This is a genomic window from Oceanobacillus polygoni (genome assembly GCF_008304605.1).
Taxonomy (GTDB): Bacteria; Bacillota; Bacilli; order Bacillales; family Amphibacillaceae; genus Oceanobacillus; species Oceanobacillus polygoni.
On the sequence record NZ_PIJY01000045.1, the window covers coordinates 116998 to 133838 of the forward strand.

Consider the following 16841-nt stretch of genomic DNA (forward strand, 5'->3'; position numbering starts at 1 on the left):
AAATCGTTATATAAACAATTTTCACTAATTCTTGTGAAATTTGTTTTTTTTTAATACAATGGAGATGCATTCAAATTGAATAGGAGGATGGAAGATGAACATTCACGAGTATCAGGGGAAAGAAGTCTTACGCAATTTTGGTGTGAAAGTTCCAACAGGCTATGTAGCGTATACAGTGGATGAAGCGGTAGAAGCAGCGGAGAAATTGGGCACATCTGTAACCGTTGTCAAGGCGCAGATTCATGCCGGTGGAAGAGGTAAGGCCGGAGGAGTTAAAGTAGCAAAGAGCTTAGAAGAAGTTCGTACATATGCGGATGAAATTCTTGGAAAAACATTGGTAACCCACCAGACGGGGCCAGAAGGAAAAGAAGTTAAACGTTTACTTATTGAAGAGGGCTGCGACATTAAGAACGAATATTATGTAGGTGTTGTCTTGGATCGTGCAACTTCACGTGTCGTTTTCATGGCATCTGAAGAAGGTGGTACAGAGATTGAAGAAGTAGCAGAAGCAACACCTGAGAAAATCTTTAAGGAAGTTATTGATCCTGTAGTTGGACTAACACCTTTCCAAGCTAGAAGACTAGCATTTAACATAAATATACCAAATGAATTAATTGGAAAAGCAGTTCAGTTTATGACAGCACTTTATCAAGCTTTCGTAGAAAAAGATTGTTCTATTGCTGAAATCAATCCACTTGTCACGACTGGAGATGGTGAGGTTTTAGCTTTAGATGCGAAGTTAAACTTTGATGATAATGCGTTATACCGCCAAAAAGATATCGTTGAATTACGAGATTTAGAAGAAGAAGACGAAAAAGAAATTGAGGCATCTAAATATGATCTAAGCTATATTTCCTTGGATGGAAATATTGGTTGTATGGTAAATGGTGCGGGGCTTGCAATGTCAACAATGGACATTATTAAGCACTATGGCGGTGATCCGGCTAACTTCCTTGATGTTGGGGGCGGTGCAACTGCTGAAAAAGTAACAGAAGCATTTAAAATTATCCTATCTGACTCGAATGTAAAGGGAATTTTCGTCAATATCTTTGGTGGTATTATGAAATGTGATGTTATTGCCGAGGGTGTTGTAGAAGCAACCAAACAAGTAGGTCTTGAAATTCCACTAGTCGTTCGTCTAGAAGGTACAAACGTGGAAAAAGGGAAGAAAATTCTTGAAGAATCAGGTTTAAATATTACATCAGCGAGTTCAATGGCTGATGGTGCTGAAAAAATTGTATCAATGGTGAACTAATCGAGAGGCTATTTTAAACTTTTAATTTAGGAAGGACGGACGAAAATGAGTGTTTATATAAATAAAGATACGAAAGTAATTGTCCAAGGAATCACTGGTGCAACAGCTACATTCCATACGAAGCAAATGCTTGAGTACGGCACGAAAATCGTTGGGGGAGTAACGCCAAAGAAAGCTGGTACGGAGGTTGAAGGTGTACCTGTTTTTAATACAGTAAAGGATGCAGTGGATGCAACTGGTGCAACGGCATCGGTAATTTATGTACCGGCTCCATTTGCTGCGGATGCGATTATAGAGGCGACAGATGCAGAACTAGATTTAGTTATCTGTATTACAGAACATATTCCAGTCTTAGACATGGTAAAAGTAAAGCGTTACATGGAAGGGAAGAAAACACGTCTAATTGGCCCGAACTGTCCAGGTGTTATCACTGCAGACGAATCGAAAATTGGAATTATGCCAGGTTATATTCATAAAAAAGGACACATCGGTGTAGTGTCTCGTTCTGGAACGTTAACATATGAAGCAGTTCACCAATTAACACAAGCTGGATACGGTCAAACAACGGCAGTCGGTATTGGTGGAGATCCTGTCAATGGGACAAACTTTATCGATGTGCTAAAAGAATTCAATGAAGACCCAGAAACAGAGGCGGTTATTATGATTGGTGAAATCGGCGGTACAGCTGAGGAAGAAGCTGCGGAATGGGTTAAAGCTAATATGAAAAAACCTGTTGTAGGCTTTATCGGCGGCGCGACTGCACCTCCAGGAAAACGTATGGGACATGCTGGAGCAATTATTTCGGGTGGTAAAGGTACTGCAGAGGAAAAAACTCGTATTATGGAGGCATGTGGCATTACAGTTGCTGAAACGCCTGCCGTAATGGGAGAAACAATGATTAAGGCTCTAAAAGAAAATGGACTGGATGAGAAGTGTAAAACACATTAAGGTCAGTAATGTGTTTTGAAATAAAAAGCATTTAGATAATCATGTAGAGCCTGGAGAGACAGTTTCTTCAGGCTTTACCTACAATTTTAAAATGGAGAAAGGATTGGTATATATTTGGATACACTTCGATTAAGGTTAATACAGTTGCATCGCTGTCGTGGAATTACGAGAAGGTTTATCCTTAAACTTCTTCAGCACGATCCCTCGCTTAAACAAATCTATCATTTTTCTTCTACAGAAATCACGAAACGTTTCACGCTCCCAAGTAAAAATGCCGCATTATTTTACTCCGATCTTCATAATTTGGCTATAAGGCAGCAAATATTACGGGATATAAATAATTATAAAATCATCACAATAGTTGACGAAAGTTATCCTCCTATGTTAAATACAATTAAAGATGCTCCACTTGTGTTGTATGCGCTTGGTGATATTTCTTTATTGTCGTATGCTCCGGCAATCAGTGTGATTGGAACGAGAAATCCTTCCAGTGAAGCAGCGCAAAAGATGGAACATGTAGTAAAGCCGCTTGTAAAAGATCAGTGGCTAATTGTAAGTGGTATGGCTAAAGGAATTGATAGTTTGGCACATAAAATCGCCTTATCCTATAAAAGCAAAACGATAGCTGTTTTAGGAGGCGGTTTCATGCATGTTTATCCAAAGCAGAATATGGCGCTTTTCCATCAAATTGTGAAACATGGTCTCGTTTTATCGGAATACGCACCAGATGTTCGGCCAGTAAAATACCATTTTCCAGAAAGAAATCGTATCATTAGTGGTCTTGGATTTGGAACATTGGTAATTGAAGCAACTGAAAAAAGTGGTACACTAATAACGGTTGACCAAGCCCTTGATCAAGGAAGAGAGGTATATGCGGTTCCTGGATCACCAGCACTTGCCCAAACAAAAGGCTGTCATCAAATGATTCAAGATGGGGCAAAACTTGCCCATGAAGCAAAAGATATACAAGAAGATTGGATAACTATTCAAAATTTAATTACCGAATAAGTTTTAAAAATAAAGTAAACGAAATAAAGTATGTTTGACAAATTCATAGGATAAATTTAGTATTAGTAAAGATTTCAAGTGTAAATTGTCAACCTCATTTTAGGAGGCACGATCATGTCAGATTATTTGGTAATCGTTGAATCACCTGCAAAGGCGAAAACGATTGAACGTTATTTAGGAAAAAGATATACAGTAAAAGCATCAATGGGACACATAAGAGATTTACCGAAAAGTCAAATGGGTGTTGACGTTGATGAGAATTATCAGCCAAAATATATTACGATTCGCGGTAAAGGCGATGTGTTGAAAGAACTAAGAAAGTCAGCGAAAAAAGCGAAAAAAATATACCTCGCAGCCGACCCCGATAGAGAAGGAGAGGCAATTGCCTGGCATCTAGCACATATTTTAAGTGTGGATGAAAATTCAAAATGTCGTGTAGTTTTTAATGAAATAACAAAAGATGCGATTAAAGAATCATTCAAACATCCACGTGCAATTGATCTAGATTTAGTTGATGCACAACAGGCGAGAAGAATTCTTGATAGGCTTGTAGGTTATAATATTAGTCCACTACTTTGGAAAAAAGTGAAAAAAGGACTTAGTGCTGGCCGTGTTCAGTCTGTTGCATTAAAAATGATTCTAGATCGAGAGAAGGAAATCGAGAGTTTTGTTCCAGAGGAATACTGGTCAATTGATGCATCCTTCCAAAAGGATCAAGAAATGTTTGAAGGCTCTTTCTATGGAATTAATGGGAAAAAGACAGAGTTAAAATCAGAAGACGATGTAAAAGAAGTGAAAGCGAAATTAAAAGGGAATTCATTCGATATTACAAAAGTGAATAAGCGTGAACGAAAGAAAAACCCCGCACAGCCCTTTATTACATCTTCATTACAGCAAGAAGCTGCACGAAAACTGAATTTCCGTGCGAAGAAAACGATGATGATTGCACAACAGCTTTACGAAGGAATTGATTTAGGTCGAAAAGCAGGTGGAATTACCGGTCTTATAACCTATATGCGTACAGATTCAACCCGTATTTCTGAAACTGCAAAGCAGGAAGCAAAAGGATACATTGAAGAAAACTTTGGTAAAGAATATCTTGGTCAAGTACGGCCTGCGAAAAATAAAGAAGGTGCACAGGATGCTCACGAAGCAATCCGACCAACCTCAACGCTTAGGGATCCAAAATCATTGAAAGATGTATTATCACGCGACCAACTCCGATTATATAAACTGATTTGGGAACGTTTCGTTGCTAGTCAAATGTCTCCAGCAGTAATGGACACGATGACAGTACATTTATTGAATAATGATGTAGAGTTTCGTGCTACAGGATCGAAAATTAAGTTTAAAGGATTTATGAGAGTTTATATTGAAGGAACTGATGACAATAAAAAGGTGGAGGATAAGTTACTGCCTGATCTAGCTGAAGGGATGGTTGCCAGCTCCAAAGAAATTACACCGAATCAGCATTTTACGCAGCCACCACCAAGGTATACAGATGCAAGACTTGTACGAGCAATGGAAGAACTCGGTATCGGAAGACCTTCAACATATGCACCGACTCTAGATACGATTCAGCGCAGGGGCTACGTTTCAATGGATAATAAACGCTTTGTTCCTACAGAACTCGGAACGATTGTATCGGACTTAGTAGAAGAGTTTTTCCCGGAAATTATTGATGCTGATTTTACTGCAAAAATGGAAAACGATCTCGATTCTATTGAAGATGGAAAAGTAGAATGGATAAAGATTATTGATGGATTCTATAACGGATTCAGCAAACGATTAGATGTTGCTGAAAAAGAAATGGAAAAAATTGAAATAAAAGATGAACCAGCAGGTATTGATTGTGAAGAATGCGGTCATGAAATGGTATATAAAATGGGTAGATATGGTAAATTCCTTGCCTGTTCTAACTTCCCGGAATGCCGTAACACAAAACCGATTTTAAAGGAAATTGGCGTCAAGTGTCCGAAATGTAAAGAGGGCAATGTTGTTGAAAGAAAATCCAAAAAACGAAGAGTATTTTTCGGCTGTGACAGGTTCCCAGATTGTGATTTTGTTTCTTGGGATAAGCCAATATCAAGGCCTTGTCCGAAATGCGAATCCCTATTGGTGGAAAAGAAGGCTAAAAAAGAAACCCAGGTTCAATGTACGAATTGTGAATATAAGGAAGTTGCACAGAGCTAGCTGTTCATTACTGGACAGCTATTACTTTTGTGTGGGGAAAAATGACTAGCAGGTTAATCAACTCCATGAAGTGTTTTCTTCGATGCATTCAAACGGTCCAAGAGTTTTACTTGTCTGTCAAAAGGGAATGGCAACTAACAAGGAGGCTATGATAATGACAGACAAAAAGCATTATTTTGTTGCTGTAAGCGAAAGTGAAATTAGGGAGATACGATTGGACGATAATGAAGAGGAATTTGAAATTGTAGCAGATGATGATGAGCTAAATGAGTTGCGTGAATCGTTTTTAAACATGAAAGAGCATGCTAATACTGCGACAAGTTTCATCATTAAAGATCCATTTGATGACCGTAGAGCAGATAGAGAAAGAGACGCCTACGAAAGAAACCTCCAGCAAGTATATCGAAAAATATATGATCTTGGAACAGCAGAAACAAAATCAAAAATTCGAGAAACAGGAATAATTAACTAGCAATTGGCAATAAAGATAATACCCATTGTTCACAAAACTTTCACTGTATTATATTTTCGCGAAAAAAATAATATTTGTTTGTTGACTATACTATTCTAAATAGATATAATTACGCATTGGAAAGGCAATTCACTTTACAGACAATATTAATTTTTATTAAATTTAACGAAATAGCATGACAAATCAAATTATTGTGATATAATAAGTGTGGTTTCGATTCTGAATTTTGTTGCAATTTAGTTAAGTTTATTGCATAATTATTTGAAGTATGCTATGATTTATCCGCTGTTCGATGGGGTGAAGAATTGAATACATTCGCAGCGTACACTGAAGCATTCATCGAATATTTGCAGATTGAGAAGAATGCTTCACCTTATACGGTAAAGTATTATCAGAATGATCTGGAAGTATTTTTTGATTTCCTGCTTCAAGAAGGAATTGACGATCTGCATGTTGTTTCACATCGAGAGGTAAGGCTTTTTCTAACAAGATTATACGAACAGAAATTAAACAGAAGGTCAGTTTCAAGAAAACTTTCATCGTTGCGAAGCTTTTACAAGTTTATGGAGCGAGAAGAATGGGTTGAGAAAAATCCGTTTGTTCATATCCATCTGCCAAGAGCTGCTAAACCAATTCCAGGCTTTTTCTACATGGAGGAATTGGAGAAGTTGTTTGAAGTAAATGATTTGAATAGCCCAACTGGCCAACGTGATCAAGCTATACTGGAAGTGTTATATGGAACCGGTATTCGGGTAAGTGAATGTCAAGGTCTGAAACTGGGAGATATTGATTTTTCGATTGGAACCATTTTTGTGAAAGGGAAAGGTCGAAAAGAGCGGTATGTCCCGTTTGGTAGGTTTGCAGAGATTGCATTAGAGACATACATTCATGACGGCAGGATGAAACTATTGGAAAAATCCATAGACACTGATGCTGTCTTTTTAAATGCTCGAGGTAAACCATTGACGACAAGAGGAATACGAGTAATTCTAAATAAGATTGTAGAGCGAGCTGCTTTGACCGTGGAAATCCATCCACATAAACTAAGGCATACTTTTGCGACACATATGCTTAATGAAGGTGCAGATCTGCGTACTGTACAGGAACTACTTGGACATGAAAATCTATCGTCTACACAAATTTATACGCATGTAACAAAAGATCATTTACGTGAAGTGTACATGAAAAGCCATCCGAGAGCGAATGGTCAAAACCGTAATGAGTGAGGTGAGAGGAATGGCTACTGAAATGCACGCTACTACAATTTTTGCGATCCAGCATAATGGACAGTGCGCCATGAGTGGCGATGGGCAAGTAACATTAGGAAATGCGGTTGTCATGAAGCATAAAGCTAAAAAAGTAAGAACTTTGTACAATGGGAAAGTTCTTGCGGGCTTTGCAGGGTCTGTTGCAGATGCCTTCACGCTTTTTGAGAAATTTGAAAGCAAGCTCCAAGCCTATAATGGGAATTTAACCCGAGCTTCTGTTGAGCTAGCCAAAGAATGGCGTTCAGATAAGGTGCTTCGTAAATTGGAGGCAATGCTGATTGTCATGAATAAAGAAAATATGTACTTGGTTTCTGGTACTGGCGAAGTTATCGAACCAGATGATGGTATCCTGGCCATTGGTTCCGGTGGTAACTATGCATTGAGTGCAGGAAGAGCTTTAGTTAGACATTCTGGTAACCTGACTGCAAAGGAAATTGCTCAAACAGCCTTGGAGGTTGCAGGCGAAATTTGTGTATACACAAATAATCATATTACATTGCAAGTACTTGATTAATAAGGGAGGTTTTTCCTAAGGATGGGAATTGACTACACTCCAAAACAAATTGTTGGTCAGCTAGATAAATATATTATTGGTCAGCAACAGGCAAAGCGATCTGTAGCAGTCGCTTTGAGAAATCGTTATCGGCGAATGCAGCTTGAAGATTCAATGAAAGAGGAAATCGTTCCAAAGAATATCTTAATGATTGGACCGACCGGAGTTGGAAAGACAGAGATTGCCAGAAGGCTGGCAAAACTTGTTGGCGCCCCGTTTGTGAAAGTTGAAGCAACTAAGTTTACGGAGGTCGGTTATGTCGGTAGAGATGTGGAGTCGATGGTACGAGATCTTGTAGAAATGGCTGTTCGAATGGTGAAGGAAGAAAAAATGAATGGAGTAATGACAACAGCGGAAAAAGAAGCGAATAAACGACTCGTTAAATTGCTTGTTCCAGGAGCAAAAAAGCAATCCGGTGTTAAAAATCCATTTGAAATGCTTTTCCAAAATCAAACAACAAGTGACAATGCTGAGAACGAAATTGAAAAAGATGAAGAAGTAAGAAACAAGCGCAGGCAAATTGAACATCAATTAGCTTTAGGTGAACTGGAAGACCAAATGGTTACCATTGAAATCGAGGAAATTCCTCCTTCCATGTTTGATATGCTGCAGGGTTCCGGTATGGAACAAATGGGAATGAATATGCAAGATGCACTTGGGCAATTCATGCCAAGCAAAAAGAAAAAGCGCAAGCTAACCGTATCTGAAGCTAGGAAAGCATTGACACAACAAGAAGCCCAGAAGTTAGTGGATATGGATGAAGTCGCCGGGGAAGCTGTTAAACGAGCAGAGCAAACTGGTATACTGTTTATAGATGAAATTGATAAAGTCGCTGGGAAGCAAGAAGGAACTGCGGATGTTTCCAGGGAAGGCGTACAACGCGATATCTTACCAATTGTTGAAGGATCCACAGTTGTAACGAAGCACGGACCAGTGAAAACAGACCATATGCTTTTTGTAGCGGCTGGAGCATTTCATATGGCGAAGCCGTCTGATCTTATACCAGAACTGCAAGGAAGGTTTCCGATCCGGGTAGAATTAGAGGAATTGTCTGTAGATGATTTTAAGCAAATACTTACCGAGCCGTCTAATGCATTGATTAAACAATATCAATTAATGTTGAAAACAGAAGGTATAAATGTTGTTTTTACAGACGAAGCTATAGAAAGACTTGCAGAAATTGCTTTTCAAGTAAATCAGGATACCGATAATATTGGAGCCAGAAGACTCCATACCATATTAGAAAAGCTTCTGGAAGATTTGTCATTTGAAGCACCTGATATTACGTTGGAGGAAATAGAAATTACTCCTACTTATGTAGATCAAAAACTCAATACTATTGTTCAAAACAAAGACTTAAGTCAGTTTATACTATAATTCTTAATAATGAAATGGAGGATCATCATGGATCTATTAAATCGCGCAAGAAAAATTAATGCAATGTTACAGAAAGCAACAGGTAAATCAGTAAACTTTAACGAAATGTCGGCTTCTTTAAGAGATGTAATCAAAGGGAATGTTTACATCGTTAGCAGACGTGGAAAGTTACTTGGATTTGCAGTAAATCAAGAAATTGAAAACGAACGTATGAAATCAATGCTTGAACAAAGACAATTCCCTGAAGAGTATACACAAGGGTTGTACAATATTTATGAAACAACAGCAAACCTTGATATTAATAGTCAGCATTCAGTGTTTCCAGTGGAAAATAAAGACTTATTCAAAGATGGCTTGACTACAATTATACCAATTATCGGTGGCGGAGAGCGTCTTGGTACGTTAGTCCTTGGAAGAGTAAATGAAAGCTTTAATGATGATGACCTTCTACTAGCTGAATACGGCGCAACAGTTGTAGGAATGGAAATTCTTCATGAAAAAACAGAAGAAATTGAAATGGAAGCACGCAGCAAAGCTGTCGTACAAATGGCAATTAGTTCATTATCATATAGTGAATTAGAAGCAATCGATCATATTTTTGAAGAATTAAATGGACATGAAGGATTATTAGTAGCAAGTAAAATTGCTGACCGTGTAGGTATTACTCGTTCTGTAATTGTAAATGCACTAAGAAAATTAGAAAGTGCTGGAGTTATTGAGTCCCGCTCATTAGGTATGAAAGGTACTTACATTAAAGTATTGAATGATAAATTCCTTGTTGAGCTTGAAAAGCTTCGCTCAAGATAAGTTCATAAAATGATACGAAAAAAGACACAAAAAAGCCAAAGATTTTGGCTTTTTTTGTGTCTTTTTATAGTTAATTATCCTTATAATGAATTATAGGACTTTAGTATGTCGAAGCGTGTAGGATATTGCAAAACAGGCGATAATCAAGTGTAAACGCTATGTAAATGTTTTTGAATTGTTTGTTTATTTTATAAAACAATAGATATATGTTACTAAATACCTAGTCATTTTTTACTGTTTTATTTTCTTTTAGGAGAAAATGTCGAAAAGTAATAGACTTTGTCTAATTTATAACTTACAATGTTCGTAGTATAAAACGTAAATATGACTGTCAGTTGAAATTTTCATAGAAGTATAAGTACAAAAGGAAGATAAAAAGGACAGAGAAGTTCGAGGTGGCGTATCTCGGGATACCGGAACGTATGTATACGGGAGGTCCGGGCTTGTATAGGATGTACTGAATTTTATGTTGCCACCGGGCGTGTCGAAAATTAGTCAAAGGCCCATTGTTCACGATGTGTCATCTTGATCGGCCTTTTTGAACTACATATAGAAGGAGTAGTTGTAATGAATTTATTTGGAGGGACAATCAGTAAGTTAGAACACTCTCTCAACTATGCTGCTGCTAAGAATAACGCGATATCCAATAATATTGCGAATGCAGATACACCTGGCTATAAAGCACAGGATGTTCAGTTTAAAAACATATTAAATAATACACTTAATTCCTCAATTCAAGTTAAGCGTACGAATGAGAAGCACATCCCCTTTATTTCAAATCAAAATTCGTCTTATCGAGTCGTTTCACAATCCAATACGATGTATAACCATAATGGAAATAATGTTGATATTGATAAAGAAATGACAGAACTTGCGAAGAATCAAATCTATTATAATGGTTTGATTGATCGAATGAATGGTAAGTTTGGAAGTTTACAGACGGTTATAAGAGGAGGTAACTAGTCGATGTCAATATTTAATTCTATTAATACAAGTGCTAGTGCATTAACAGCACAAAGACTTCGCATGGATGTGGTTTCTTCCAATATTGCGAACGCACAATCAACTAGAGCTGTTTTAAATGAGAATGGAGAGTTTGAGCCGTATCGGAGAAAAATGACGGTTTTAGAAACACAGGACAATCGTTTTAAATCGATGCTTGCGAATGCTTCTGGTGAGACAAAGCATAGCGGTGTGCGAGTTGCTGCTATCGTTGAGGATGAGCAACCATTTAAACTTGTATATAACCCTGTCCATCCAGATGCAAATGAAGCTGGTTATGTTGAGATGCCAAACGTCGACCCCTTGCAAGAAATGGTCGATTTAATGAGCTCTACAAGATCGTATGAAGCAAATATTACTGCTTTGAATGCTAGTAAAGGAATGTTAATGAAAGCATTAGAGATTGGTAAATAGAAACGATAAGGAGTTTTAAAAATGGATTTTTCAATAAATAATGTTTCGCAGCCTATTCAATCTTTATCGAAGGTTTCGAATGCTGCACTAACGCCTGGAGAGGCACAAGCTAATTTTGCAGAAACGTTAAAAGGAGCAATTGACAACCTTAATTCTGTTCAGATGGAGTCAGATAATAAGACGGAGGCATTAGCTAACGGTAATATTGATGATCTCCATGAAGTGATGATTACTGCACAAAAAGCAAGTATTACGCTCGAAACTACCGTGCAAATCCAGAAAAAAGTTATCGATGCTTACAACGAAATAATGAGAATGTCGATATAAACTTCGAATAGCAACAACAGACAATCAAAAAGTAGTTTAATGATGAAATATCGATTACTTAATGCACTTTGGTGGGGGAAATTATGAAGGAAACTTTGTTGAAATGGAAAGAATCGGCGACTTTGTTTTGGCAGAATCGTTCAAAAAGCCAAAAAGGCCTCTTTCTTGGATCTGTTATGATTGTAATTTTATTTATAGTAGCTATTGCTTTTTTTAGTTCAAATTCACGATTTGTTCCATTATACAATAACTTGACTATTCAAGAGGTTGGACAAATAAAAGCAGAACTTGATACAAGAGGCATTCCTTACGAATTGAACAATGGAGGTACGAGTATTACTGTTCCTGAGGAGCAGGTAGAATCATTACTCGTTGATCTAGCTGGAATGGGCTTGCCAAACAGTGGGAATATTGATTATTCCTTTTTTAGTGAGAATACATCTTGGGGAATAACAGATAACGAATTTAATATCATGAAACTTGATGCAATGCAAACAGAGCTTGCTAATTTGATTAAGAGCATTGAAGGAATCAATAATGCACAAGTAATGGTCAATATGCCAGAAGAACCAGTGTTTGTTAGTGATGTGACGGGTGAGGCAAGTGCATCAATTGTATTGAACACACAGCCAGGGTACCAATTTCAAGGGAACCAAGTAGAGGCACTCTATCATTTAGTTTCAAAAGCAATACCGAATCTACCAGCTGAAAATATTGTTATTATGAATCAATATTTCGAGTACTTTGATCGTAATTCACAAACTGTTTCTGGAGCTCAAGATACTTATGCTTATCAGCAAACCGTGAAGAAAGATACTGAACGTGATATTCAAAGAAGATTGCAACAGATGCTTGGAACGATGGTTGGAATGGATAATGTCATTGTCTCTGTGACTGCAGATGTTGATTTCACTCAAGAGAACCGAACAGAGGAACTTGTTGAGCCAGTTGATTTTGAAAATGTGGAAGGGATACCTGTGAGTCTCGAAACGATTCAGGAATCCTATACGGGTGATGCTGCAACTGGTGATATTGTTGGAACGGGTGATGAGGATGTACCGAACTACCCCGCTGGAGAGGCTGGAGCAGGTGAATATGAACTAGATAAGGAAACAATTAATTATGAATATAATCGTATTCGCAAGGAGATTGTTGAAAGTCCTTATAAAGTCCGTGATCTTGGTATTCAAGTTGCAATTGATAACACACGAACCACGAATGGAAATAATGTTGAGTTTTTAAGTGCACAGGAACAGAATGCAGTAGAACAAGGCGTCTCCTCAATTTTAAGTTCAATTGTAGGAGCAACGATTGATGCAGATTACGGAGAAATTATCCCAGAAGAAAAGATCTCGATTGTATTCCAAGAGTTTACAGAGACACCTTCAACAGTTAGTGCGACTTCTCCTGTTATCCCATCATGGATGTATATCGTCGGCGGAGTACTACTGATAGCTATTATCATTCTGATCATTCTATTAATCCGAAATAGGAGCAGTGAAGAGGAAATAATAGAAGAAACTGTTACGGAAAGCCCAGTTTTAGAAGTACCAGACTTACCGCAGGAAGAAGAATCTGACGCTGTTGTAAGAAGAAAACAATTAGAAAAAATTGCAAAGGAAAAACCAGAGGAATTTGCTAAATTGTTGAGAAGCTGGATTGGAGAAGATTAGGAGGGTAAATATGGCAAGACAAAAAGGCGCTTTAACTGGAAAGCAAAAGGCAGCGATTCTTTTAATCTCCCTAGGTCCAGATGTCTCGGCGCAAGTTTATAAGTATTTATCAGAAGAAGAAATTGAAAAGTTAAGCCTGGAGATATCTTCTGTTAAAAAAGTAGATACAAATTTAAAAGAAAATGTGATGGAACAATTCCACCAAATTGCAGTTGCTCAAGACTATATTACACAGGGAGGAATTGGTTATGCGAAGACTGTATTGGAAAAGGCTTTTGGAAAACAGGAAGCATCGAATATAATCAACCGTCTAACTTCATCCCTGCAGGTAAGGCCTTTCGACTTTGCAAGAAAAGCGGATCCTCAACAAGTCTTGAATTTTATTCAAGGAGAACATCCACAAACAATTGCTTTAGTTCTTTCTTACCTTGACCCGGAACAGGCAGGACAGATTTTATCTTCACTGCCACAGGAACTGCAAGCTGATGTAGCTAAACGGATAGCCACAATGGATTCAACCTCTCCTGAAATTATAAGTCAGGTAGAGCAGGTGCTAGAGAAAAACATCTCTGCATCTGTTTCAGAAGACTATACGCAAACTGGTGGGATTCAGGCGGTTGTTGAAGTGTTAAATGGTGTAGACCGAAGCACAGAGCGGACGATTCTCGATGCACTTGAAACGCAAGATCCTGATCTTGCAGATGAAATTAAAAAACGGATGTTTGTCTTTGAAGATATTGTTATCTTAGATAATCGAGCAATTCAACGCGTCATTCGTGAAGTTGAAAATGAAGATCTTCGATTAGCATTGAAGGTTGCAAGTGATGAAGTTAAAGATGTTGTCTTCACGAACATGTCTCAGCGTATGGCAGAGACTTTTAAAGAAGAAATGGAATATATGGGACCGGTTCGACTGAGAGACGTTGAAGAAGCACAAATGAGAATTGTAGCTATTATTCGTAGACTTGAAGATATAGGAGAAATTGTCATCGCTAGAGGTGGAGGAGACGATATCATTGTCTGATTCAGAAAATAAACAGCTCTTAAATCAGAAATTGATAAAAATTAAACCGATTCGCTCTATACAACATGCTATAGAAGACGACCCGGTTGATACAAATAATGAAATAGAGACAGTCCAGCATGAAATTGAACAGATGCAACAGGAATTGCAGCATTTAGCTCAACAAAAAGAGGCATTACTTGAACAAACCAATCTTGCAATTGAAGAAGCGAAAAAAGATTGGGAGGAAACAAAACAGCAATTGATTGACAGTGCAAAGCAGGAAGGCTATCAAGCAGGATTTCTTCAAGGAGAACATGCGGGTAAAGCTGCCTATGAAGAAAAGCTGAATCAGGCTAATTTAATAATCGATGCAACTACTATTGATTATCATGCAACAATTGAAAAAAGTGAAGAAACGATTTTACAGCTTGCACTTAGTATTGCAGAGAAAATTATTGGTGAGGAAGTATCTGAAAATCCAGAAGCATTTCTAGGCATTATTCGTCAGGCCATTCAAGAATTAAAGGATCAATCGACCGTTACGATTTATTTACATCCGTCAAATTATGAATATGTCATCGGGCAGAAGGATGAATTAATGCGAATTTTAGAAGATGATTCAACTCTAGCTATCTATTTGGATGAAAAGTTGAAGGAGAATACGTGTTTAATTGAGCATAGTTTTGGACAAATTGATGCGAGTGTTGACACACAATTATCAAAAATCCGCGAAGCATTGCAGGATTACCTAATGGAGAAAAGGCAATGAATATATCTGATTACAAATCTGTTATAAAAAATGCTGCTACATATAAACATTACGGTAAAGTGTTGCGAGTTGTAGGATTGATGATTGAATCAGAAGGGCCAGCTGCCAACATAGGAGAAGTGTGTTATATTCATTCGTCTTCCAATAATCGACCACCAATTGTATCAGAGGTAGTAGGTTTTAATAATGAAAAAATCCTCCTGATGCCATATGCAGAAGTAACGGAGATTGGTTCTGGCTGCCTAGTTGAATCAACTGGAAAGCCATTAACGGTTAAAGTCGGTCGATCGTTGATAGGTAATATTGTGAATTCACTTGGTCAACCATTGGATGATCAATCATCACTTCCAAACGGACTATCTAACTATTTGACTGATCAATCTCCGCCAAACCCAATGACACGACCTCCGATAAGAGAGCCGATTCCAGTTGGAGTAAAAGCAATTGATTCACTTCTAACAATGGGAAAAGGACAACGTGTTGGAATATTTGCCGGTAGTGGTGTTGGGAAAAGTACATTACTAGGAATGATTGCAAGAAATAGTGGGGCTGATATTAATGTTATTGCATTGATAGGTGAACGTGGTCGTGAGGTTCGTGAATTTATTGAACATGATTTAGGTGCAGAAGGTCTAAAAAAGTCAATTGTTGTAGCTGCAACTTCAGATCAGCCAGCATTAATGCGGATTAAAGGAGCATATACTGCGACAGCAATTAGTGAGTACTTTAGGGATCTTGGTTACGATGTCAATTTAATGATGGATTCTGTTACGAGAGTTGCAATGGCACAAAGAGAAATTGGCCTGGCAATTGGCGAGCCTCCAACGACGAAAGGATATACACCATCTGTATTTTCCATCCTTCCTAAATTATTAGAAAGAACGGGAACGAATGAAGCTGGAACAATAACTGCTTTCTACACGGTTCTCGTTGATGGGGATGATATGAATGAGCCAATTGCGGATGCAGTTCGTGGGATATTAGATGGTCACTTTGTGATGGACAGAAAGCTAGCAGAACGAGGGCAATTTCCTGCAATTAATGTTCAGAAGTCAGTTAGCCGTGTTATGAACATGGTTGCAACCGCAGAACAAAAACAAATTGCACAAGAGCTTCGCAGACTGATGGCAGTTTATGAAGATAATCGTGAATTAATTAACATTGGTGCTTATAAACGTGGTACCAATCAAGAAATTGATCGAGCAATTTCCTATTATCCAAAAATCCAGGAATTTTTAAGACAAGATGTATATGAAACAAATACGTTAGATGAGACGATTCAATTAATGAAATCACTGCTTAATGGAGGAATTGATTGATGGCCGAGATTATTGCATTATCAAAAATATTGGACATTCGTGAAAATGAAAAGAAAATTGCGCAGAGGGCGTATAACCAATCGCTCGACTCCTTCGAAAAAGTGGCGACAGAATTGTATCATATCTTGCAAAAGAAAGAACGAGCCGAGGATTCATACGATCAATTTCTTCACGCACTAACACCAATTGAACGGATAAAAGAGCAATCTGCTTACATCGAACAATTAAATAGGCAAATTAATGATTTGCAGTTCCGTGTTCAGAAGGCTAGATCAGAAATGGAATCGAAGCAACACCAGCTTTCGGATGCACATGTGGAAGTAAAGAAGTTTGAGAAGATAATCGAAATAAGAAAAGAAACGAAAGCAAATATACAAAAAAAAATGGAAAATGCGTTTATGGATGAGATTTCAATTACACAATTTTTAAGCCATAAAAATAGGTGAAGTA

At 37.8% G+C, this 16841-nt stretch carries 17 protein-coding genes; all 17 read left to right on the top strand.

Annotated elements, in window-relative coordinates:
- The first annotated feature begins 94 nt into the window (after positions 1–94).
- The 17 genes from sucC (at position 95) to fliJ (ending at position 16837) form a co-directional block, all read left to right on the top strand.
- Positions 95–1255, top strand: a complete 1161-nt coding sequence (gene sucC / locus F1560_RS19480; RefSeq protein WP_095308599.1) for an ADP-forming succinate--CoA ligase subunit beta — start codon at positions 95–97, stop codon at positions 1253–1255.
- 45 nt (positions 1256–1300) lie between these two features.
- Positions 1301–2203, top strand: coding sequence for a succinate--CoA ligase subunit alpha (gene sucD / locus F1560_RS19485; RefSeq protein ID WP_149476293.1), 903 nt, complete (start codon positions 1301–1303; stop codon positions 2201–2203).
- Between the two features lie 303 nt (positions 2204–2506).
- The gene (gene dprA / locus F1560_RS19490; protein ID WP_275955863.1) at positions 2507–3211 is read left to right on the top strand and encodes a DNA-processing protein DprA; all 705 of its coding nucleotides are present in this window, start codon (positions 2507–2509) and stop codon (positions 3209–3211) included.
- Positions 3212–3325: 114 nt separating this feature from the next.
- Positions 3326–5404, top strand: coding sequence for a type I DNA topoisomerase (gene topA, locus F1560_RS19495; protein WP_149476295.1), 2079 nt, complete (start codon positions 3326–3328; stop codon positions 5402–5404).
- A 154-nt stretch (positions 5405–5558) separates the two neighbouring features.
- Positions 5559–5876 carry a hydrolase gene (locus F1560_RS19500; protein ID WP_149476296.1) on the top strand — a complete coding sequence of 106 codons (318 nt, stop codon included), beginning with the start codon at positions 5559–5561 and terminating at the stop codon, positions 5874–5876.
- Between the two features lie 305 nt (positions 5877–6181).
- Positions 6182–7102, top strand: a complete 921-nt coding sequence (gene xerC / locus F1560_RS19505) for a tyrosine recombinase XerC (RefSeq protein WP_149476297.1) — start codon at positions 6182–6184, stop codon at positions 7100–7102.
- A 10-nt stretch (positions 7103–7112) separates the two neighbouring features.
- Positions 7113–7658: an ATP-dependent protease subunit HslV gene (gene hslV / locus F1560_RS19510; protein ID WP_149476298.1), complete on the top strand. Its 546-nt coding sequence runs from the start codon at positions 7113–7115 to the stop codon at positions 7656–7658.
- Between the two features lie 21 nt (positions 7659–7679).
- Positions 7680–9074 (top strand): ATP-dependent protease ATPase subunit HslU, encoded by a 1395-nt coding sequence (gene hslU, locus F1560_RS19515; protein ID WP_149476299.1) that lies wholly within the window; start codon positions 7680–7682, stop codon positions 9072–9074.
- A 27-nt stretch (positions 9075–9101) separates the two neighbouring features.
- Positions 9102–9881: a GTP-sensing pleiotropic transcriptional regulator CodY gene (gene codY, locus F1560_RS19520; protein ID WP_095308614.1), complete on the top strand. Its 780-nt coding sequence runs from the start codon at positions 9102–9104 to the stop codon at positions 9879–9881.
- Positions 9882–10448: 567 nt separating this feature from the next.
- On the top strand, positions 10449–10844 hold the full coding sequence (gene flgB / locus F1560_RS19525; protein WP_149476300.1) for a flagellar basal body rod protein FlgB: 396 nt from the start codon (positions 10449–10451) through the stop codon (positions 10842–10844).
- A gap of 3 nt (positions 10845–10847) precedes the next feature.
- Positions 10848–11297 (top strand): flagellar basal body rod protein FlgC, encoded by a 450-nt coding sequence (flgC, locus tag F1560_RS19530; protein WP_149476301.1) that lies wholly within the window; start codon positions 10848–10850, stop codon positions 11295–11297.
- A 21-nt stretch (positions 11298–11318) separates the two neighbouring features.
- Positions 11319–11624, top strand: coding sequence for a flagellar hook-basal body complex protein FliE (fliE, locus tag F1560_RS19535; RefSeq protein WP_149476302.1), 306 nt, complete (start codon positions 11319–11321; stop codon positions 11622–11624).
- Positions 11625–11707: 83 nt separating this feature from the next.
- Complete coding sequence (gene fliF / locus F1560_RS19540) at positions 11708–13297, top strand: flagellar basal-body MS-ring/collar protein FliF (protein ID WP_149476303.1); 1590 nt, start codon at positions 11708–11710, stop codon at positions 13295–13297.
- 10 nt (positions 13298–13307) lie between these two features.
- Complete coding sequence (gene fliG, locus F1560_RS19545) at positions 13308–14321, top strand: flagellar motor switch protein FliG (protein WP_149476304.1); 1014 nt, start codon at positions 13308–13310, stop codon at positions 14319–14321.
- Positions 14314–15072, top strand: coding sequence for a flagellar assembly protein FliH (gene fliH, locus F1560_RS19550; RefSeq protein WP_187773782.1), 759 nt, complete (start codon positions 14314–14316; stop codon positions 15070–15072). The genes fliG and fliH overlap by 8 nt, the downstream gene beginning before the upstream one ends.
- A complete protein-coding gene (fliI, locus tag F1560_RS19555) occupies positions 15069–16391 on the top strand; it encodes a flagellar protein export ATPase FliI (protein WP_149476306.1) in 1323 nt (440 codons plus the stop codon). The genes fliH and fliI overlap by 4 nt, the downstream gene beginning before the upstream one ends.
- The gene (gene fliJ / locus F1560_RS19560; RefSeq protein WP_149476307.1) at positions 16391–16837 is read left to right on the top strand and encodes a flagellar export protein FliJ; all 447 of its coding nucleotides are present in this window, start codon (positions 16391–16393) and stop codon (positions 16835–16837) included. Before fliI ends, fliJ begins: the two co-directional genes overlap by 1 nt.
- The last annotated feature ends 4 nt before the right edge of the window (positions 16838–16841 follow it).